Origin of the sequence: Brevundimonas sp. NPDC058933, from assembly GCF_049315965.1 — a bacterium.
Classification (GTDB): domain Bacteria; phylum Pseudomonadota; class Alphaproteobacteria; order Caulobacterales; family Caulobacteraceae; genus Brevundimonas.
On record NZ_JBMOSL010000003.1, the window covers coordinates 181,716 to 199,529 of the forward strand.

The following is a 17,814-nucleotide window of genomic DNA, read 5'->3' on the forward strand; positions in this document are numbered from 1 at the left end:
GAGCATGACCTTTTATGTGGAGCCCTAACTTGGACGACGCCATAACGCCCGATCGGGATCTTCTCGACATGACCGCAGACATTGTCGCGGCCTATGTGACCCACAACAAGATCGACGCCGCTGCGCTTCCCGGCTTGATCTCCTCGATCCACGCCGCCCTGGGTTCGACGGGTTCGGAGACGGTAGAAGAGGTCGAGCCGGTGCAACGGCTTACAGCTGCGCAGGCGCGCAAATTGGTTACGCCCGCCGGCATCATCAGCCTGATCACGCACAAGCCCTTCAAGTCGATGAAACGCCATCTCTCGGTTCACGGCCACACGCCGCAATCCTATCGCGAGGCGTTCGGTCTTCCCGCAGATTTCCCTATGGTGCACCCCGAATACGCCAAGACGCGATCCGACCTGGCCAAAGCGATGGGGCTCGGCGCGGGCGGACGTCAGGCGTCCGAGGCGGCTCCCAAAGGCAAGCCGGGCCGTAAGCCGATGGCCGGCTGATTCAGACTGGACCCTTTAGCCTTCTTGCGGCGTGGTCGAGCCGTCTTGCTTGCGCTGATCGTCCTGAGGGGCAGGCGTTTCAGTGATCGCGGTAGATCCCGTTTTGGTCGGGTTGGAAGCCGATACGCTCGACGTGGCATCTGCTTCGGTGGAAGCCGCCTCGGGCGCAGCACGCTCGGCCTCGCGGCTGCCGCATGCGGTAAGCGTGAGGAGAGCGGCGCCGCCGGCAGCCAGGACAAGGTACTTGATCATGGGATTCTCCGTAGGCGAGATGCGGCTGTCTGTTGCGGAGAGGCCTTTAAAGACCTGTTGAGCCGGCAAGCGTCCAGCCGGAGACCACCTTCCGAGCTCGGACTTGCCCGATCGCCTGGTTAGTCAGGCTGGTTCGGTGGCGTGGGCGAAGCAACAGCCGCCGGGTCCACTTGGCTGTTGCCGTTATCCGGCCCTCTCGTCGGCGCATTTCTCGTCGCGTCACTTGGATTGGGCGGGCTCTGCGTCGTTTGGGGTTGCTCAGTCGGAACATCGGTCAACGTGCCGACTTCGCCCGCAGGCTCGCCACCTGTGTCTTCAGCTGAACGCGGATTTCCGTCGTTTCTGCTGCAGGAGACCAGCAAGCCGAGCGCAGCCACCGCGCAGGCGCCCTTGATGATCGTTTTCATGGCCAACTCCCTGTCCGACAACAAAACGGTCGAACGGGCGGGCCGTTGCGTGGGTCGCATTTCGGACCCATCAGGAAGTCCCGGACCCAGGGTCCGTCACCTCCCCGGCAGGCATGGGCGATAGTTTTCCGCTGACAGATTCCGCTCGTCAGGGCGGGAGTTTAGCTGTCAGCCGTCATCATCTTCGTCCTCATCGTCATCAGCGCTCAGGTCAGCAAAAACGAGCTGCATTTCGACCCGCACCTCGTCCATGGTCTGCTGAACCCACGCATGAAGTGCGCGAACCGTCTTGTCGGGCGACATTGCATCGGGCGAGAACAGCCGCTCCATGACGTCGGTCAGCGCCTGGTTGCGGCCCATGAGCACCCCTGCACGATAGATCGGGTCGTCCGAGGGGTCGATGTCGTCGTCGTCCATGGCGGCGCTTCTGTCGCTTGCGGGTGGATTGCGCCCATCATAGCCCAAAGGCGTCCTTTCGGGGATCGGCGGTTTGGCGAGGGCGTCGCCAAGGCGGTGCAGCGAGCGCTGCCGATGATGCACTTGTGGTCCTATGAGCTGAGGCAACTAGACAGGAAGCATTAGTCCAACCGATCACGACGCAGCCCTAGCCGCCATGCAGAGGGCCGCGACGGCCGCCCCGCATTTGACGCTTGGCAAGATGGTCGAGAGCACCATTGGGATCGGGTGTTGTCCGCCATCCGCCCGACTGCCCACGGTCCTTGTCCCAGGCAGAAGAAAAAATGAACCTCCAGTTCAGATTGCGATGGAAGGGCTGCGTCTAATTGCTGCGCCGCGTTCGGCTTTCAGGATGCGCTCGCGTCAGTGTAGCTAAGCCGCATCAACCTGGAGAAGACGCGGTGGAAAGCGACACATCTGTATTTTTGGAACCGCTGAACACCCTTCGCTTGAAGGCCAGAAACACGCCGACCCTTCGTCAGGACGAAGCTTGGATCATTGAGATCACGGCCGCTATCGCAGCCGCGCGCGCTTGCGGCGTCCCGTCGGCGACGCTGGCCGAGTATGAACAGCTGCTCAGAGAATGAGCTACGCCAAACGTATTCGTTCGGAACCACAGCGCGGCTTTAGGGGTTTTTCTGCCGCATTCTCCTGGGGAGGAGAGTTGCGAGCGGCCCGGTAGCGCAACAGGCCCCTTTGCGGCGCTCCGGGCCGTATCCTGCTTCGGATTTCGCCTTGGCGATCTCAACCTCAGTCACGGTCGGGAAGCTGCCGCCGCATCAATTGCAGTTCAGTATATGTGTTGGCCGGCCGTGACCCTTGGCGAAGTAGAAGCCGAAGATCGCCTCCACCCGTGCTTAAAAATATCCGTTCCGAACTTAGCGTCGCTCGGGCTAGGGCATTCTTAGACGTTTGCCTTAGGGGGACGCTCGATGACAACTGTCTCGGGGGAGGGCTTAGGGGCCGGTCGATGCTCCAACACCGGGCGACGGATCCACATTTCCCCGCTGGCCGCTCTCGAATACGCTGTAGCTAAGAACGCCGATCGCCGCGCCCATGAGGATTGCGGCGACGGTTTGATAGGATTTGCAACGTTTCAGAACCGGCTCTCGCCGGAAGAGGGCTTCTACAAGAGCATTGTTGCCCGCGCCCGCTACATAGGCTGCGGCGGCGAAACAGATCACTGAGCCCCAGATCGAAGGCGACGCGTCGCGCAGAAGGCTGCCTATGAGAGTCACAGACAGGCCTGCGCCCGCCAAAGCACTTGCAGCGGTCTGTTCGAATATCTTTGACTGTAACTCGAATGGCAGATCGGCAGAGACCTCTCTAACGCGATCGGCGTCGACTTGAGGTGGGGCGTGCTTTGATAGGCGAGGCATTTGACCACCATGCGGGACGGCCAAGGCCGCGCTAGACTGGGGGCTATACTTCTAGCTGCGCCGTTTATGGTCAAGCCGCCATCCGACCTTGGATCCGCCGGACGAGCCGATACGCTGCCGCGCCCTAAGGGGGCAGGCGCGCTGCTCGCGATGAAGAGGATGAAGGTGCGGAACAGCGGGCGATTCAGTCAGACTTCGAGCCTGTTCGGACGATCCGCCCGGCTATAGCGATGACCATGACGGCCTCGCTTCGTCTCTGACCTGCAAGGGCAAGGTCTCCTATGGTGTCGTAGTGGAGGATTCTGGCTCGAGCGTCCAATACGGCACATTCCTTGGCGCGCCTGGAACATCGCTGAGCCGATGGTTCCGCGAGGGTCTGAACGAAGAGATTGTGCCGCCAAACGGCATGCTTGGAGCATTCGGTCGCGGGGCTTGCCCGGCTGGGCGGGTTCTAAAACTGCCCGTCGGCGATCCGCCACGCCGCTGCAAATTCCAAGGTCTTCCCCTGGACCGCATGCTGACGCCCCGCCGGGCGTCGATCGCGATCACCTGCTCGAAACCATAGGCGGTTACGTCCTGGCGAAGGGTGTGCTTGAGGCCTCTATCCGCAAGCTGGCGCGCTGCAATCGTCTTCAAGTAGCCGGTGCGACCTTAGGTCCGTTTTTCGCCGGAACCTGATGGGAGCCGGTCGGTTCGATTCAGACATCCAATCGATAGAGGAAGCGACATGACCGTTCGCCAGAAGCCGCTCGACCAGCAAATCATCGTTGTCACCGGCGCCACCTCCGGCATTGGCCTGGCGACGGCAAAAGGGGCGGCTGAACAGGGAGCAGCCGTGGTCTTGGTCGCCCGTACAAAAGAGGCCCTCGACCAGGTTGAGCAGGAGATCATCGGCGCGGGCGGCCGCGCGACGAGCGTGGTCGCCGATGTCGGGGACGAAGTCCAGATCCAGGCTGTGGTCGATCGTGCGGTCGAAGCCTTCGGCGGTTTCGACACATGGGTGAACGACGCCGGCGTCGGCGTCTACGGCGACATCATGGACCTGCCGTCGGACGAGCATGAACGCCTGTTCCAGACCAACTACTGGGGCGTGGTTCATGGGTCCAAGGCGGCGGTCCGTCATCTGGAAACCCGCGAGGGCGGCGGCACCCTGATCAACGTCGGCTCGATCAACTCGGACTTCGCCATTCCGCTTCTGGGCGCCTACGCGGCCAGCAAGCACGCGGTGAAAGGCTTCACCGACGCGCTGCGGATGGAGTTGCGACATGCCGACAAGCCGGTCCAGGTCACCCTAGTGAAGCCTTCGGGCATCGGCACCCCCTTCTCCGAACATGCGCGAAACCACACGGAGAACGAGCCTCAGGTGGCGCCCCCTGTCTATGCACCGGAGGTGGTGGCGCAGGCCATCCTGCACGCCGCGACCCACAAGGTCCGCAGCGTGACGGTGGGCGGCGCCGGCCGGATGATGGTCGGCAGCGCCCAGCTTTGGCCAAGGCTCATGGACCGGGTCTTTGGTTGGTCCATGCCCAGGGTGCAGCAAACCGATGATCCAAAGACCCCCAGCGACAACCTGTTCGAAGGTCGATCAGAAGGTCGACTGTATCGCAAGAAGGGCGCCGGACGCCCGTTCAGCGCCTACTCGACAGCGAAACGCCGGCCGGTGCTGGCGGCGGGTCTCGTCGGCCTCGCAGCGGTGGGAGCGACGGCTCTGATCATCCGGGGCGGACGCCTCCAGGCGCCGCTGCGCTAGGGACGCGACTCTGAAATGCGCCAGAACCTTTTAAGGCAAGGGCTACCACTAGAGCCTCCAGCGGCAGGGACACAAGTTGAGGATCATTCCGGACGCTGCAGAACCTCATCCAGCCATGCCCATGCGGTGTCGTAGAAGTCGCGAATGTTGGCAGGACTGGAAAGGACGTGGCCTTCGCCCCGGTAGGTGACGAGGACGACATCCTTCTGCTGTCGGTAGAGGGCCGAGAACAGTTCCTCGGCCTGACCCGGCGGCACATAGTCCCGATCGGCCGTGAACAGCAGGACAGGCGCCGAGATGCGACCGGCGGCCAGGGCGGGGCTGTTGCGCACGTAGCGGTCGGCGTCCGCGAAGGGCGGAGACCCCAGCCCGCCTTGGCCCGTCTCGACCCAGCCAGCCCGAGACCGAACCGGCAGTCCGTCTGCCGGCGATAGAGAGGGCGCTAAGGAAAACTGACCCCAGGCGCTAAGGAGATTGTAGGGACCGTTCGCGGCGATGACGGCGGAGAAGCGATCCGACTGGGTGGCGGCGGCGACTGCTGCAAAGGCGCCGAAGCTGTGCCCCCACAAAACGATACGTTTGGGGTCGAAAACCTCCAGAGACGCGGCGGCGTCAACAGCGGCGAGGATGTCGTCCGCCATGCCGATGGCGGGTTCGCCTCGTCTGTCTGGTCTGGGGAGACTTGGGATCAGAACAGCATAGCCGGCCGCCGTCATCAGTTGGACGTTGGAGGTCACGCCGTCCTCCGGCGAGACCGGTGCGTATGCGGGCTCGCCAGGATAGGGAATGACGATCAAGGCGGGCTTTCTTTCGCTCGGTTTGAGCGGGCGATAGAGCCAGCTCACGAGGGAGCTGCCGTCCGAAGCCTGGTGGGTCACCGCCTCCGCGGGGGCGAAGGCGATCTCTGAGAGCCGGTCGTTCAATCGGATCATCGGCGGTTCGCCATCCAGGGCTAGCGCCAAGCCGTTGCGGTCATCCCGGGTCGCGCTGACGACGCGCCGTTCTGCCGCGGCCAGTATCCGGGATGGCCTCGTCACCTTGACGCCAAGCATGGCGCCCGTGGCAGTATCGACCCGCCAGATCTCGTCACCATCGCCGGTCAACGTCCAGTCCCGTCGTGGCGGGCTGTTGAAGGAGAAGCGCTGCCCCTGACTGACCAAGGCCGATGTGACGCTCGGCCGGGTGCGGACCGCCCTTCCCAGACGTTCTGCGCTGCCCTTTCGATCGACGGACCAGGCCTCGGCGCCGGATTGCACCACCAGGCGGTGTGGGGAAACCGCGACAAGGGACACGGAAGGCGAGGTCAGATCTGCGGTCAGCACCTGCGGACCAGCCTCGGCGAGGGCGACCCAGTCTCGCCGTTCGCCGTTCTGAACATAGAGGACGGGGGTCTCGCCAAGCCAGTCCGCACTGACAAACTGGGTACGCAGTCCCGTCTCGACCCTCGCGGGTTTGAAGCCGCCAAGCAGGGTGGGCGTGGCGGTCTTCCGTTTCGGATCGATCTGCATCAGCCGACCGTCCGACCAGGCTTCGCCGTCCTGTCTCGCCCAGACGAGCAGGCGATCCCCTGTGGGCGACCAAGCCATGAGCAGCGGGGATATGTCCTGTCTTGGCAGGGGCTCCCACGTCTCGCCGCTTCCCAGGTCGACGAGGGTGAGCTCGCGCCTTTCCGAGAAATCTCCCTGTAGGAAAGGAATGTCGGGATCGAACGGACGGTCACCTGAGAACCTGACAGCGGCGACGAAGGCTCCGCCCGGCGCGATCTCCAGGTCATGGAAACGGCCCGTCGCCAGGGGCCGTTGCTGTCCCGAGGCGGCAGAGACGAGCACCAGGTGCGAGTCCGCAGGTCTCGGGTTCAGGCCCAGAAAAGCGCCGCCGCCCATCAAGGTGCGCCCGGGCTGCAGTCCCTCGCGGGTCGACCGCCAAAGCTGGCTCATCCGTTCCTGGACGTGGAAACCCTGCCGCACCAGCGGGGGGAGATCGCCGTCAGCGCGCTGGATCATGACCAGGTCGTCGCCATTGCGCCATTGGGCGGACCGGCCCCACATGGCGCTCTCCGGCGTACCGGAGAGCCATTCGACCTCGCCAGTGACCGTGTCTGCGATCCCGGCCGTGAAGGTCCGGTCCCGCAGACGGTAAACGAGCAGTCTGCGGTCGTCGGGCGACCAGGCGCCGATGACATGGCCCTTGCCCTCGACCTCAGGCAGGAGCGGCCGTGGCGCGGTGTGACCGTCGGGTGGCGCGACCATAATCTGGGAGCGCAGCACCAGGTCCAGAGCATCATATTCATAGGGGCCGGCGCCCTGGATTGGACCGATCCGCTCGAATGCGACGGTCGTCTCTTGGGGCGACAGCGAGACCTGCCCGAACTGTTCGATACGAAGCATGTCTTCAAGGGTGAAGGGCGTGGCGAGAGCCGGTCCCGATCCGCAGATCAGGACCGCGCTCGCGGCGGCGAGCACTGTGCGAAGCATGACGAACCTACCAGCGCTTGGTCAGTTGCAGCGCGAAGGTCCGGCCCAGCGGATCGGCCTGCCCGGCGTCGAAGCCTATGCCGGTTGTGGCGTCATAGAAGGGCGGGTCCGCATCGAAAACATTCCGCACCGAGGCGGTCAGGCTGAGCCCTTCGCCCCATGAACCGGAAGGCGTCCATCCGACCTGCATGTCCGTCGTCGTCCAGGAGCCGATCCGGGACTCCAGGAGGTCGCGGTAGCCGCCGACATGGTTCACCGCCACCCGGAGTGAAACATCGTCTCGCACCCAGCGCCCGGAGACTGTGCCGCGCAGATCGACCGGGTGGCCGTAGGTGTCGACAAGGTCGACGGTCGGCGCGGCCGTGGTGATGCGACGCTTGTAGTCGATCATGTAGGAGGCCGTGGCATCCAGGGTGAGTTCGCCTCCGGCCACGTTCAGGTCGTAGGCTGCGTAGCCGTCGAGGCCGCGCACCTCTACCGCCGCCGTGTTCAACCAGCGTCCATCGACGATGACGCCGAAGGCGTCTGCGGGAAGGACTCCGGGCAGAAGAAAGTCAGGGCTGTTGATCAGGGCGTCCACGGCCGCCCGGTCGGCGGCGGAGTTCCGATCGACCCGATGGACAAAGGGCGCAAGATTGGGATCCAGCAGGACCTGGGTGAGGTTGTCGAGCGCGGGGCGTCCGATCCGATCGGAGAAGGCGATGTCGAACCAGGTGGCGCCGAACCGCCATGGCCTGTCCCTGGGGCGGTAGTCGAACCCGAGGGTGAAGGTGTCCGCCGTTTCGGGCTTGAGGTCCGGATTGCCGCCGCCTTCAAACAGGGCGACCTGCTGGCCGACGGTATCGGCGACGAAGGTCGCCGAAATGTAGCGGCGTTGCGCCAGTTCGGTCATGGCCGGCGCGCGAAAGGACGTCCCCCAGTTGGCGCGGACCTTGAGGTCATCGACCGGGGTCCACATCAGACCGATCTTGGGATTGGCGGTGGAGCCTATGTCGTCATAGTCCTCCAGGCGGCCTGCGAGGGAGAGCTCGAGCTTTTGCACGCCGGGGATGGCGTTGTCTGGACCTATGAGCGGCGCGCGAACCTCGATGAAGGCGGCGGCGACCTTACGGTCCTTGTCCGGGGATCGGGTCGAGAGCGGGGTGAGGCCGGAGGTGAAGGTGACGCCGCTGTTCTTCAACGCCTCCGTTCGAAACTGGGCGCCGACCGCGACCTTCAAATCTCCGGCGGGCAGTCTGAACGCCGCGCCCTGGGCGATCAGATTGGCGGAGGCCACCTCGCTTTCATCGGTATATCGAGTCCAGCCGCTGGAGATGAAGTCCAGGACGGCGCTCGAGTTGGCCGCGCCTGAACCGAAGAGGTTGAGGTAGCCGTCACGCGGCGCCGAGAAGGCGGTCGCCGGATTGTCTATGGTGTTTCCCAGCGCCTCCTGCAGGTAGGTGGACTGAATCATGCCGCGACGCCCGTCGTCGGCCCGCTCGGTTCCATAGGTCAGGAAGGCTTCAGCCTCCCAGTCGGCGGGCAGGAAGACCCGTGCGCCGAGGGTCGCGCCGAGACTGCGCGCTCGACCGGAGCGTTGCGAAATCCCCAGGTCTGCACCAAAGGAATAGGCGATGCTGTGCGACGTCGCGCCGGTCGGAGACACGAAGTGCGGATTGGCCGTCGTGACGGTCGCGATGGCGGTCGGGGTAATGCTCTCGGTCTCGAACTCGCGCTGGCTGAAACGGAGATCACCCGTGAACTCTAGATGCGCTCCGACCTGCTGCCGGGCGTAGAGATAGGCCGCGTGGCGATCGAACTCCGGAACGAGCGCAGCGCCCACGCGGGTGTTGCCGTAATTTTGTTGGCCTGCCGCGAAATCTGCCGCTGAAACCGCGACGCCGCCGGCGCCTGGGCGGATAGCGTGGGTGACGACATAGCTGCTGCTGGCGTTGTCGAAGCGGACGATATTGCCCGGGACCGCGTAGTAGGTCCGGTGGTCCGTGCCGCCGAAAGGCCTGAGGTCGCCTGTCGCTGTGTAGGGGCGATCCATGGTGCTCAGGGCGTTCTGGCGCTCGTACTCATATGAGAGAAGCGCCTGTCCGGTGGACCATGTCCGGCCGACGGTGTGGGCAGCTATGACGGACTCGCCGCCGCCTTTCGAGGCGCCGACGCGCAGGCGGCTTTCCTGGCCGTCGAAGTCCCGCCGCAGGATGATGTTGACGACGCCGCCGACGGCGTCGGCGCCATAGAGGGCGGAGGCGCCGTCGAGCAGCACATCTACGCGTTCGACGGCGGCGGTCGGAACGGCCGAAACATCGGCGAAATCGCCGCGGCCGCCGGCGCCGGCCATCCGGCGGCCGTTGACCAGCACCAGGGTGGAGTCAGGCCCGAGACCGCGCAGGTTCACCCCGGTCGCAAGGCCCGAATTGCTCTGCATCGGATCCGATCCGACCAGAGCCGCCGTCGGCGTGCCGCTGCCAGCGTAGTTCTGGGGCAGGGCGGCGAGGGCGTCCGCAATGGTGGCGCGGCCGGTTCGGTCGAGATCATCGCGCCGGATCACCGTGACAGGGGAGGGGGTGTCGCCGGGGCCGCGCAGCAGGGTGCCGGTGACGACGACGTCATCGACGACCACGGCCTCCGCGAGTTCATCCCGAGACCCGCGCTGAAGAACCCAGGCGCCGCTGGACGATTGCACCGCCACGAGGCCGGAACCTGCCAGAAGCTGTTCGAGCGCGGCGTCGGCGGTCATCCGCCCGGTGAGGCCAGACGTCCGGCGGCCCGCGACCTGGTCGGAGGTGAACATGAGTTGGCGGCCGGCCTGACTGGCGTAGGCGTTGAGCGCCGCTCCCAGGGAACCGGCCGGAATGGAGAAGTTGATTTGAGCTGGCGTCGGAGACTGGGCCTGGGCGGCGCCGGATATGGCCAGTATGGCGACGCCGGTGCACAGGCTTGAACGGTAGGCGGTCATGATATCTTCCCCCACGACGCAACAGCGCGTCGGGGAAGAGACGGTTTAGGTGGGGGCTGACCCTCACCCCGGCGCATTATTCCTTGAGCTGACCAAACGAACCTTGCCGTCAGCCTCTCGGATAGCCTTCAGATTGAACAGGTGCGCCGCCGCCGAAACAAAGGCTGTGCGGTCTCCGCTGCGGAAGACGCCGTTGATCGGCGTGTTCGCGGCGGCCGGCGCGTCAAGGACGATCGGGGTGGCGAGATAGCGGTTTACCTCGGCGACGGCCTCGACCAGAGGCGTGTCTGTGAAGGTCAGTTCCCCGTCAGTCCAGCTGGTCGCAGTGTCGGCATCTATGGCGGAGACCTTGGCCCTGCCTGATTTGATCGCCGTCTGCTGGTTCGGCAACAACCTTTGGGGCGCACTAGGTGCGCCAGCCTGCGCCACGTCTACGGCGCCCGACACGAGAACGACCCGCGTCTCTGACCCCACGCGGCGCACTTCGAAGACAGTCCCGACCGCCGTCACGGACGCGTCTGCGGTCATGACCACGAAGGGGCGGGCGGGATTGTGCGCCACCTCGAAGAAGGCTTGGCCCTCGGCGAGTTCGATGCGGCGTTCGCCCTCTGTAAAGCGGACCCTTATCTTGGAGGCGGTGTCCAGGCGCACGCGGGATCCGTCCGCCAGTTGCAAGGATCTCTGCTCGCCGACCTCGGTCGCGTAGGTGTCGCGGATCTGCCAGAAGAAGGCTCCCACCGCGAGCGAGGCCGCCAGGGCTGTTGTGAGGCCGGCCGCGGCGATCTGTTTGGCGCCGAAGCGTCTGGGACGTCGACGCTGCGCCTGCGCCAGCGCGGCCTGGATATCGGGATCGTTCGCAAGTTCACCTGTGCGCGACCACAACTGCTCCGCGCGGCGATAGGCTTCGGCGTTCGCAGGGTCCTCGCGCCATTTGGCGAACGCCTGGATGGTGTCCAGCGAAATGGTGCGCGTGCCCAGCCGCGCAATCCAATTGGTCGCCTGGTCGTCGGCGGCCGTTCGTGTCTTTGCCTCAGCCGGCATTGAAGCCCCTGATCTAGCGTCGGAGTTGAGCATCGACCTGTTTTAGAGCCCGCGAAATGCGACGCTCCACGGTCTTCACCGACACCTCTAATCGCCCAGCGATCTGCTCGTTTGTCAAACCTCCGAAGCGGCTGAGCATGAAAATATCTCGCTCGGGTTGCGGAAGTTTCAGGATGAGCTGCTTCAGAAGGACGGTTTCGGTCTGGGACGCGGCGTCGGTGGAGGGGGGCGTGGTGGCGGCTTGGCGGCGTTGTCTTTGAGCGCGGCGGCCTTCTTCGGCCACGAGGTTGGTGGCGATCCGGAGGAGGAGGGACTTGGGGTGACGGACTTCGCCGCGCGCCTGGTAGGGGGCGATTCGGAGGTAGGTTTCTTGGACGACGTCGTCGACACCCGTAACGCCTAAATGGCGGAGACGGGTTGAGAGCCAGTCAGAGTACTGACCGTACAGCTGCGAAAGACCACGCCGTTCGTGGTCGTCTAGTCGGTCCGATCCAAACGTCATGAGAACGCGTCCAGCCAGCGACGCCGGAGCCAAAGGCATCACCGAGAGTCTAACAGCCTTGTCGAATGGTTACTATAGTGACTGGAGAGGCGAGGTTGTTTCGCTGCCGTTGGATCGATGGATCTGCGGGAGGCATTTGGGCGAAACGTCCGGCGTATTCGGCAAACGCGCGACCTTACAATTGAGGCGCTCGCTGATGCCGCGAGCCTTTCTTATAGCTATGTCGGCGAACTTGAACGCGGTCGGCGAAATCCGTCGCTAGCGGTTATTGAGGCGGTTGCCGATGCGTTGAACGTAAGTCCGCACATATTGCTGCTGAAGTAGCGACGAAAGGGGTGAGGGTATTCGCCATCTTGCCCCGGGAAACATGCCAAACGTTCGCTTTGGTCACTATCGTAACTGGTTCTGTCGGCTCCTTATCGGCCCGTTGGGTCGATGGGGCTGGCTTCCACATTTGGCAGAAATGTTAGAAACGCGAGGCGCGCAAAGAGCCTTACGTTGGAAGCGCTCGCTCACGATGTCGGGCTTGCCTACAGCTATATTGGTGAACTGGAGCGGGGGCGCCGAAATCCCACCCTTAAGGTCGTCGAGCGAATAGCCAAGGCCTTGGATCGAGATCCCATCGATCTCCTATCAAGCACCCCTGCGGATCAGGATTACTGAGACCGGCGAATAGCTACATGAAATGACACGTCTGGTGGGCAGCCAATCTCGACCCGTGCGGTCTTCTGCGGCAACGGACGTTGTCGGGCTATTAGGCCGCAACGTGCGCGTCCTCAGGACAACTGCAGACCTTTCGCAAGAGGAGCTGGCGTTTCGAGCCAGCATGAAGCGAAGCTATCTAAGCGATCTCGAGCGTGGCACGAGAAATCCCAGCGTTAGGGCGTTGGGACGTCTTGCTGCTGCGCTGGGCGTGCCGCCGAGCCGGCTTCTAGAATAATCTCGGTCCTTGCCTAATCCAATTGTCGGACGCGTTAGACCTCACGCTGGAAGCGCTCGCTCACGATGTCGGGCTTGGCGCATTGGGTGGCTTCGCCGTACGGCGTAGCCAAACTGCTCGGCGAGTTGAAAGAGGCGCTCCTGAATACCCCGCGCTCGGCCATATCCGATGGTCCATGGCGCACCCGACCCCTTGCCGGTTCTGGCGCGTGGCGACAGCGCGTCGGGATAGGCCTTCAGCCTCAGCCCCTCGTCCTTCTTCAGCGCCGCGATCAGTTCCGGGTCTGGTTTGCCCGGGCCGCCGGCTGCGCGCGGCAAGCCCATGGCGTCGGCCAGGGCGTCGATGATCGGCACCCATTCAGGTTTCAACTTCGCGCCGGGCCCACAGGGGCGCACAGCGTCGAACAGGGCCTTGCGGTCCATGTCGGTCTCCAGTTCTGATTGTAGAGATGAGTCGTGAATGCGCCTCGGCACGTCGTGTGCAGGGCTTAGGGGGCGTTGTGCCGATGCGGTGTAAGCTCGGCCGTCACAGGGGAGATCGAGATGGATCGCGACGAACCCAAGCGCTCAGAGCGTGGCCTCATCGTGGGCCTGACCGTGGCTGTCGGCCTCTTCGTCATCGTCAGCTCCATCGTCATGGCGAGGGGCGTGGCGGCGCTGCTTTAGGCTAAGGCGTCGGTTCGCCGGCTGGGGTGCTGCTTCAGGAGGAGGAGCGAACATTGAAGGACGAGGACGAGCGTATGGCTGAGGTGTGGCTCGCCCACTTCGGCTCGCCCCTGCCGCTTCGCGGCGCGCCGGCCGTAACCAGGCGGATCCTGCTCGATAGCGGGGCGCGGGAAGCGCTTCGCTTGTCTGACGTCGCTTCAGCTGAGGCGCCCGGCTGCAAAAACACGCCCGCCGTCCGCCCTTTGGGGCGTCGTCCGTAGGCCAAACCGAAACGCGGTTCGCTGCGATCAGGCTTAACCCTTAGAAACCAGTCGGGCGAAACCCTTAGGGTAAACCCTTAGGACGCGTTCAGGGTTTAACCTAGTGAGGAACCCGGAGCACCGCATCAGGGTTTACCCTGAGCATTCTCGTGGGGAAGATTGCTGACGGTCCGGCGCTGCTTCAGCCCTCACACCTAGCGTCGGGCCGTCCCAAATCTGGCTTTTCCGGGCTTACGCTGTCGAAGTTGTAACTTGAGCCTGGACGTCCCCAGCCTAGGGTTACGTTATGGCTACGCTTTTCGGATTCCTGCTTCTGCGCCTCGACCAGTTGTTCAAGTTCGTCATGAACATCGAACGGCTGCTCTAATTCGCTTCAGACTTCGCCTTGGCGAACTCGACCTCGGTGCCCTGCTTTCCGGTCTTGATCTGCTCCCACGACTGAAGCCGTAGATTCCGCCGACAAGGACTGCGACCGGGCGTCTTGCGACCGGCGGCCGCATCCCGGAAACCCAGCCGCCACATTCGCGTTACATTTCGCCGAACAGGGGAGTTGTAGCGATGCTCACAAGGAAACCGATCATCGAGCGCGCTTTCGAACTGGCTGCTTCAGGCCGGTTCAGAATACCGAGCCAGGTGCGCACCGCCCTTCTCAAGGAGGGCTATACTCAGTCCGACGTCTACACCCTTGAGGGCAAGGCGACTGCGGCCCAGCTCAAGGCCCGATGCATGGGCACGTTCGTGGAGTAGATCTAGCCGCCCGCCGTCGCGCTCAGCACCACGGCCACCACGATCAGAATGGCGAGGGCCGCCCCAGCCATCATCCCGACCCGCACGAACCGAAAAGACTGATGTTCGCTGGCCGATCGCCGTGGGGTTCGGGCGGCAGAGCGAAGGCCAGCTCGGCGACCGCTTGAAAATGTCGTCGTACTGAAGGCAGTCGAAATACCAATCTTCGCGCATATCCTGCCCGAGATGTTTCAGATCGAACTGCACTGGAAACCCGAGCGCTTGCGCATTTAGCCAGAAGGCAGACTCAAGCACATAATCGGTCCGATCATTCGCCTCAGGCACATCGACCGTGATTATCTGGGGTGCCTTAGCATTGCGCAAAAACCGGTCGAGATCATCGCCGGCATCCGCCAACTGGTGGTCCTCAACCGCCCGAAGGTAGGCACCAGAAATGTCAATCGGTGCAGCGCCCTCGGTGAGAACGACAAGCGCCGCTTTGCCGAGGCTCGCCGCGCTACGACGATGAAGGTCAAGTGTCGGAGTGAAGGCCAATGTCTCCTTCTGGCGCATCTGCGACATCAGAAAATGACCATGCCTGACTCAAAGCGGCGATTGGGAATGTCCGCTCTGGGCGGTACCACCTTCGCATTCGTAATGCGGGGGTCAGGTGTTCGAGTCACCTAAGCGGCACCACCTTTTCAGAGCACCACTAGGTTTGACGCCCGGCCGGGATGAGCCGGAAGGTGCTTCCGCTTGGGACTTGCGTGGGTATGTCACCGCGCATCACCTGCGCGACATGTTGAACGCCGTTCCGTTGGACCAACTTCTGGCGTGGAGCGAGACGCCCGGGCTGCTGCCTCGGGTCCCGAGCGGCGCCTCGCGCGGTCAGGCCTGGTCGAAACTGCCTCGGGAGGTTCTGGAGGCGCTCGCGCAGGATCGGGACGAAGACATTCGCTTCAGCGCCAGCACCGAACTCAAGCGAGGGGGGCGCCGTGCGAGACAGGCGCGCCCGGGCTGCTGGCCCAGGGCGACCTCTTCTGACCTTCTCTGCGGGGCTAATCGATTTCGACCCATACGGGGGCGTGATCGCTGGCGCGATGCTCACCGCGGACGTGGCGATCAACGCCGGCGTCTCTAAGGCGAGGCGCCAGCGCGGGGCTGAGGAGCAGGTGGTCGATGCGCAGCCCGGCGTCCCGCTCCCAAGCCTGTCTGAAATACTGCCAGAAGGTCCACGGAGGCTGCTCCGGAAACCGCTCCAGCAGCGCGTCGGTCCAGCCCTGATCCACTAGCTCCGCATAGGCCGCCCGGCTCTCGGGCTGCAGCAGGGCGTCTGTCTTCCACGACCGGCTGTTGTAGATGTCCCGCTCGGTGGGTACGACGTTGTAGTCTCCCGCCAGCACCACCGGCGCGCCGCTGTGCAGCAGGGTTCGCGCATGAGCCTGCAGCCGCTTGAACCACGTCAGCTTGTAGTCGAACTTCGGACCCGGCCACGGGTTGCCGTTCGGCAGATACAGGCATCCGATCAGGACCCCCGCCACCGCTGCCTCGATGTAGCGGCTCTGCGCATCCTTCGCCCCGCCCGGAAGCCCGCGCCGCGTCAGCACCGGCTCTCCCAGCCGCGACAGGATCGCCACGCCGTTCCAGCGATGCTCTCCCTGCCAGACCGCGTCATAGCCCGCGTCTTTCAGCGCCTTCTCCGGAAACCTTTCCTGCGTCGTCTTAAGCTCCTGCAGGCAGGCAACATCGGGCGCGGTCTCCTCAAGCCATGCCAGCAGGTTGGCCAACCGCGTGTTGACGCCATTGATGTTGAAGGTTGCGATGCGCATCAGGCCTCGAGCTTCGCGAGCCAGTCGGCATAGGAGGTGTTGCGCGCCATGCGCCGGTTGAGGTCTGGCTCGCCATCCTTCCACCAGACCGGTCCTCGCTCACCGAGCGCGATCTTGGCGTGGTTGACGCGTCGGCGAGCGGTCGCAAGATCGCTCCCGCCATCGACCAATGCCGCCCGCACGGCGCGTCGTGCGCTCATCAGCTCCGCGACGAGCGCCTGACGGGTGTCGTCGGATAGGCGTGGATTCGAGGTGCGCCACAAACGCCCGCGGACAACGACATAGCGCCCGTCAGGCGTGGTCAATCTAGAGGCGGCCGGATCCGTCACGATCGTGAGTGGCGGCTTTCGGCGAACGCCTCGATCATCTTTGCGCAAAAGGCCGGCAGATCGTCCGGTTTGCGTGAGGTGACCAGGCCTTTGTCGACCACGACCGTCTCATCGACCCAGTCGGCCCCGGCGTTGGTCAGGTCCGCCTTGAGGGAAGGCCATGAGGTCATTCGCCGACCGCTGACCGCTTTGGCGTCGATCAGGGGCCAAGGACCATGGCAGATGGCTGCGATAGGCTTGCCGGCCTCGACGAAGGCGCCGATGAAGGCAATGGCCTCGGGTTCAAGACGCAAGGCGTCCGGGTTGATGACGCCACCAGGCAGGACAAGGCCGGCATAGTCGTTGGCGTTGGCGGTCTCCAGGGTGCGATCCACGACGGTCTTGTCGCCCTTGTCATGGTGTCTAAAGCCCTGAATCTCGCCGGCCTTGGGAGCCACGATCTCGACGGTCGCGCCTGCAGCCCTCAGCGCCTCTACGGGCTGAGTCAGTTCGACCTGTTCGAAACCGTCCGTTGCGAGCACCGCTATGGTCTTTCCGTTGAGGGCGGTCGTGGTCATGGGCGGCTCCTGTTCATTGGGGTCGGGGCGAAAACCGCATGATCCGGAGATCGTTCCACTTTTCCGGCCGGCCCAGCCGACAACAGGTCAGAGAGTATGGCCGACGTCATCGATCCGGCCAGACAGGAGACTGGAGACGATCAGTGGGCGCGACTGGGTGCGGATCCAGTCGAGCATTCTCCCCGGGGACTTCGAGGTCTCGCCCCCGGAGCCAGCCCAAGTCAGCGGCGGGCGCGTGAGATTCAGGCGGTCCGGCGCCGGGAAGGCAACGCGTGGTATCCTGTGGGTCGGATTAGCGCAGCGGGGTGTAATGGCAGGTAAAGGCCGGGTCGCCAGACATCAGGCGGGGCGTGAGATGAATGTGGAGGCGTTGGGCCTGGGCGGCGGCGTCGAGCGCGAAGGCCTGTTCCGCCTCGTACATTTCGTCGCGGTGGGCGTCGGTCCAGCCGGACGCCCGCTTGATGGCGCGTGCCTTAGCGGCTGAGAGGGTGTCGGCGACGACGAACACGTTGCGGTGTTGCTCGGCGAAGGCCACGCCGTCATAACCGCCGAGGTTGACATAGTAGAGCTTCTCTTTCCCCTCGTAGGGCTCGGGGCGAAGGCTGACCTCATAGCCGTCCGCTTGCGAGATCTCGGACCAACAGTCCACATGCAGGCTGCCTTCGCGGCCCCACCATTGGGCGAGCAGGGTCGGATAGGTCGCCTCGATCGTGGGGGCGGCGACGAAGCGCATGTCGTGCACCTCGATATTCGCGCCCGGATGCTCGCCGCCGATGTAGATCGCAAACAGTTTCATTAATCGT

Annotated in this window: 21 protein-coding genes; 8 read left to right on the top strand and 13 right to left on the bottom strand. The window is 64.0% G+C overall.

What is annotated here, in order from left to right:
• Positions 1-68: 68 nt before the first annotated feature.
• Positions 69-494, top strand: a complete 426-nt coding sequence (locus tag ACOZBP_RS09135) for a MucR family transcriptional regulator (RefSeq protein ID WP_422676110.1) — start codon at positions 69-71, stop codon at positions 492-494.
• A gap of 15 nt (positions 495-509) precedes the next feature.
• Here the strand turns inward: ACOZBP_RS09135 and ACOZBP_RS09140 are convergent, their stop codons facing one another.
• The 3 genes from ACOZBP_RS09140 to ACOZBP_RS09150 form a co-directional block, all read right to left on the bottom strand.
• Complete coding sequence (locus tag ACOZBP_RS09140; RefSeq protein ID WP_422676111.1) at positions 510-746, bottom strand: hypothetical protein; 237 nt, start codon at positions 744-746, stop codon at positions 510-512.
• Between the two features lie 119 nt (positions 747-865).
• Positions 866-1,153, bottom strand: coding sequence for a hypothetical protein (locus tag ACOZBP_RS09145; protein ID WP_422676112.1), 288 nt, complete (start codon positions 1,151-1,153; stop codon positions 866-868).
• Positions 1,154-1,321: 168 nt separating this feature from the next.
• Positions 1,322-1,570, bottom strand: a complete 249-nt coding sequence (locus tag ACOZBP_RS09150; protein ID WP_422676113.1) for a hypothetical protein — start codon at positions 1,568-1,570, stop codon at positions 1,322-1,324.
• A gap of 440 nt (positions 1,571-2,010) precedes the next feature.
• On the opposite strand from ACOZBP_RS09150, the gene ACOZBP_RS09155 reads away from it, so the two are divergent.
• From ACOZBP_RS09155 to ACOZBP_RS09165, 3 genes are all read left to right on the top strand, one after another.
• Complete coding sequence (locus tag ACOZBP_RS09155) at positions 2,011-2,196, top strand: hypothetical protein (protein ID WP_422676114.1); 186 nt, start codon at positions 2,011-2,013, stop codon at positions 2,194-2,196.
• A 345-nt stretch (positions 2,197-2,541) separates the two neighbouring features.
• A complete protein-coding gene (locus ACOZBP_RS09160; protein WP_422676115.1) occupies positions 2,542-2,796 on the top strand; it encodes a hypothetical protein in 255 nt (84 codons plus the stop codon).
• A gap of 919 nt (positions 2,797-3,715) precedes the next feature.
• A complete protein-coding gene (locus ACOZBP_RS09165) occupies positions 3,716-4,738 on the top strand; it encodes an SDR family oxidoreductase (RefSeq protein WP_422676116.1) in 1,023 nt (340 codons plus the stop codon).
• A gap of 83 nt (positions 4,739-4,821) precedes the next feature.
• Here ACOZBP_RS09165 and ACOZBP_RS09170 read toward each other — a convergent pair whose 3' ends face one another.
• The 4 genes from ACOZBP_RS09170 to ACOZBP_RS09185 form a co-directional block, all read right to left on the bottom strand.
• Complete coding sequence (locus ACOZBP_RS09170) at positions 4,822-7,212, bottom strand: alpha/beta fold hydrolase (protein WP_422676117.1); 2,391 nt, start codon at positions 7,210-7,212, stop codon at positions 4,822-4,824.
• A 7-nt stretch (positions 7,213-7,219) separates the two neighbouring features.
• Entirely contained in the window at positions 7,220-10,162 is a 2,943-nt protein-coding gene (locus ACOZBP_RS09175; RefSeq protein WP_422676118.1) for a TonB-dependent receptor, read from the bottom strand.
• A 63-nt stretch (positions 10,163-10,225) separates the two neighbouring features.
• Positions 10,226-11,203: a FecR family protein gene (locus ACOZBP_RS09180; RefSeq protein ID WP_422676119.1), complete on the bottom strand. Its 978-nt coding sequence runs from the start codon at positions 11,201-11,203 to the stop codon at positions 10,226-10,228.
• Between the two features lie 13 nt (positions 11,204-11,216).
• Complete coding sequence (locus ACOZBP_RS09185) at positions 11,217-11,705, bottom strand: RNA polymerase sigma factor (RefSeq protein WP_422676120.1); 489 nt, start codon at positions 11,703-11,705, stop codon at positions 11,217-11,219.
• A gap of 117 nt (positions 11,706-11,822) precedes the next feature.
• Here ACOZBP_RS09185 and ACOZBP_RS09190 point away from each other — a divergent pair, with 117 nt between their 5' ends.
• From ACOZBP_RS09190 to ACOZBP_RS09200, 3 genes are all read left to right on the top strand, one after another.
• Entirely contained in the window at positions 11,823-12,029 is a 207-nt protein-coding gene (locus ACOZBP_RS09190) for a helix-turn-helix domain-containing protein (protein ID WP_422676121.1), read from the top strand.
• Between the two features lie 111 nt (positions 12,030-12,140).
• On the top strand, positions 12,141-12,368 hold the full coding sequence (locus ACOZBP_RS09195) for a helix-turn-helix domain-containing protein (RefSeq protein ID WP_422676122.1): 228 nt from the start codon (positions 12,141-12,143) through the stop codon (positions 12,366-12,368).
• A gap of 22 nt (positions 12,369-12,390) precedes the next feature.
• A complete protein-coding gene (locus ACOZBP_RS09200) occupies positions 12,391-12,645 on the top strand; it encodes a helix-turn-helix domain-containing protein (protein WP_422676123.1) in 255 nt (84 codons plus the stop codon).
• Positions 12,646-12,686: 41 nt separating this feature from the next.
• Here the strand turns inward: ACOZBP_RS09200 and ACOZBP_RS09205 are convergent, their stop codons facing one another.
• Positions 12,687-13,067 (bottom strand): hypothetical protein, encoded by a 381-nt coding sequence (locus ACOZBP_RS09205; RefSeq protein WP_422676124.1) that lies wholly within the window; start codon positions 13,065-13,067, stop codon positions 12,687-12,689.
• 120 nt (positions 13,068-13,187) lie between these two features.
• Between ACOZBP_RS09205 and ACOZBP_RS09210 the strand changes: the two genes are divergently transcribed.
• Positions 13,188-13,310, top strand: coding sequence for a hypothetical protein (locus ACOZBP_RS09210; RefSeq protein ID WP_422676125.1), 123 nt, complete (start codon positions 13,188-13,190; stop codon positions 13,308-13,310).
• A gap of 866 nt (positions 13,311-14,176) precedes the next feature.
• Here ACOZBP_RS09210 and ACOZBP_RS09215 read toward each other — a convergent pair.
• The 5 genes from ACOZBP_RS09215 to ACOZBP_RS09235 all read right to left on the bottom strand — a co-directional run bounded on the left by ACOZBP_RS09215 (position 14,177) and on the right by ACOZBP_RS09235 (position 17,807).
• The gene (locus ACOZBP_RS09215; protein ID WP_422676126.1) at positions 14,177-14,878 is read right to left on the bottom strand and encodes a hypothetical protein; all 702 of its coding nucleotides are present in this window, start codon (positions 14,876-14,878) and stop codon (positions 14,177-14,179) included.
• Between the two features lie 476 nt (positions 14,879-15,354).
• Entirely contained in the window at positions 15,355-16,125 is a 771-nt protein-coding gene (locus ACOZBP_RS09220; RefSeq protein ID WP_422676127.1) for an exodeoxyribonuclease III, read from the bottom strand.
• Positions 16,125-16,430 (bottom strand): hypothetical protein, encoded by a 306-nt coding sequence (locus ACOZBP_RS09225; RefSeq protein ID WP_422676128.1) that lies wholly within the window; start codon positions 16,428-16,430, stop codon positions 16,125-16,127. The genes ACOZBP_RS09220 and ACOZBP_RS09225 overlap by 1 nt, the downstream gene beginning before the upstream one ends.
• A gap of 20 nt (positions 16,431-16,450) precedes the next feature.
• Positions 16,451-17,011 (bottom strand): type 1 glutamine amidotransferase domain-containing protein, encoded by a 561-nt coding sequence (locus ACOZBP_RS09230; RefSeq protein ID WP_422676129.1) that lies wholly within the window; start codon positions 17,009-17,011, stop codon positions 16,451-16,453.
• Between the two features lie 292 nt (positions 17,012-17,303).
• Complete coding sequence (locus ACOZBP_RS09235) at positions 17,304-17,807, bottom strand: DUF1543 domain-containing protein (RefSeq protein ID WP_422676130.1); 504 nt, start codon at positions 17,805-17,807, stop codon at positions 17,304-17,306.
• Positions 17,808-17,814 lie beyond the last annotated feature (7 nt).

Excerpts from the sequence above, each read along its gene's own strand:
- ACOZBP_RS09235 (WP_422676130.1), bottom strand. The coding sequence starts at position 17,807 with ATGAAACTGTTTGCGATCTACATCGGCGGCGAGCATCCGGGCGCGAAT.
- ACOZBP_RS09175 (WP_422676118.1), bottom strand. The coding sequence starts at position 10,162 with ATGACCGCCTACCGTTCAAGCCTGTGCACCGGCGTCGCCATACTGGCC.
- ACOZBP_RS09160 (WP_422676115.1), top strand. The coding sequence starts at position 2,542 with ATGACAACTGTCTCGGGGGAGGGCTTAGGGGCCGGTCGATGCTCCAAC.
- ACOZBP_RS09170 (WP_422676117.1), bottom strand. The coding sequence starts at position 7,212 with ATGCTTCGCACAGTGCTCGCCGCCGCGAGCGCGGTCCTGATCTGCGGA.
- ACOZBP_RS09195 (WP_422676122.1), top strand. The coding sequence starts at position 12,141 with ATGGGGCTGGCTTCCACATTTGGCAGAAATGTTAGAAACGCGAGGCGC.
- ACOZBP_RS09180 (WP_422676119.1), bottom strand. The coding sequence starts at position 11,203 with ATGCCGGCTGAGGCAAAGACACGAACGGCCGCCGACGACCAGGCGACC.
- ACOZBP_RS09210 (WP_422676125.1), top strand. The coding sequence starts at position 13,188 with ATGGATCGCGACGAACCCAAGCGCTCAGAGCGTGGCCTCATCGTGGGC.
- ACOZBP_RS09135 (WP_422676110.1), top strand. The coding sequence starts at position 69 with ATGACCGCAGACATTGTCGCGGCCTATGTGACCCACAACAAGATCGAC.
- ACOZBP_RS09165 (WP_422676116.1), top strand. The coding sequence starts at position 3,716 with ATGACCGTTCGCCAGAAGCCGCTCGACCAGCAAATCATCGTTGTCACC.
- ACOZBP_RS09205 (WP_422676124.1), bottom strand. The coding sequence starts at position 13,067 with ATGGACCGCAAGGCCCTGTTCGACGCTGTGCGCCCCTGTGGGCCCGGC.
- ACOZBP_RS09220 (WP_422676127.1), bottom strand. The coding sequence starts at position 16,125 with ATGCGCATCGCAACCTTCAACATCAATGGCGTCAACACGCGGTTGGCC.
- ACOZBP_RS09200 (WP_422676123.1), top strand. The coding sequence starts at position 12,391 with ATGACACGTCTGGTGGGCAGCCAATCTCGACCCGTGCGGTCTTCTGCG.
- ACOZBP_RS09185 (WP_422676120.1), bottom strand. The coding sequence starts at position 11,705 with ATGACGTTTGGATCGGACCGACTAGACGACCACGAACGGCGTGGTCTT.
- ACOZBP_RS09230 (WP_422676129.1), bottom strand. The coding sequence starts at position 17,011 with ATGACCACGACCGCCCTCAACGGAAAGACCATAGCGGTGCTCGCAACG.
- ACOZBP_RS09140 (WP_422676111.1), bottom strand. The coding sequence starts at position 746 with ATGATCAAGTACCTTGTCCTGGCTGCCGGCGGCGCCGCTCTCCTCACG.
- ACOZBP_RS09190 (WP_422676121.1), top strand. The coding sequence starts at position 11,823 with ATGGATCTGCGGGAGGCATTTGGGCGAAACGTCCGGCGTATTCGGCAA.
- ACOZBP_RS09145 (WP_422676112.1), bottom strand. The coding sequence starts at position 1,153 with ATGAAAACGATCATCAAGGGCGCCTGCGCGGTGGCTGCGCTCGGCTTG.
- ACOZBP_RS09150 (WP_422676113.1), bottom strand. The coding sequence starts at position 1,570 with ATGGACGACGACGACATCGACCCCTCGGACGACCCGATCTATCGTGCA.
- ACOZBP_RS09215 (WP_422676126.1), bottom strand. The coding sequence starts at position 14,878 with ATGTCGCAGATGCGCCAGAAGGAGACATTGGCCTTCACTCCGACACTT.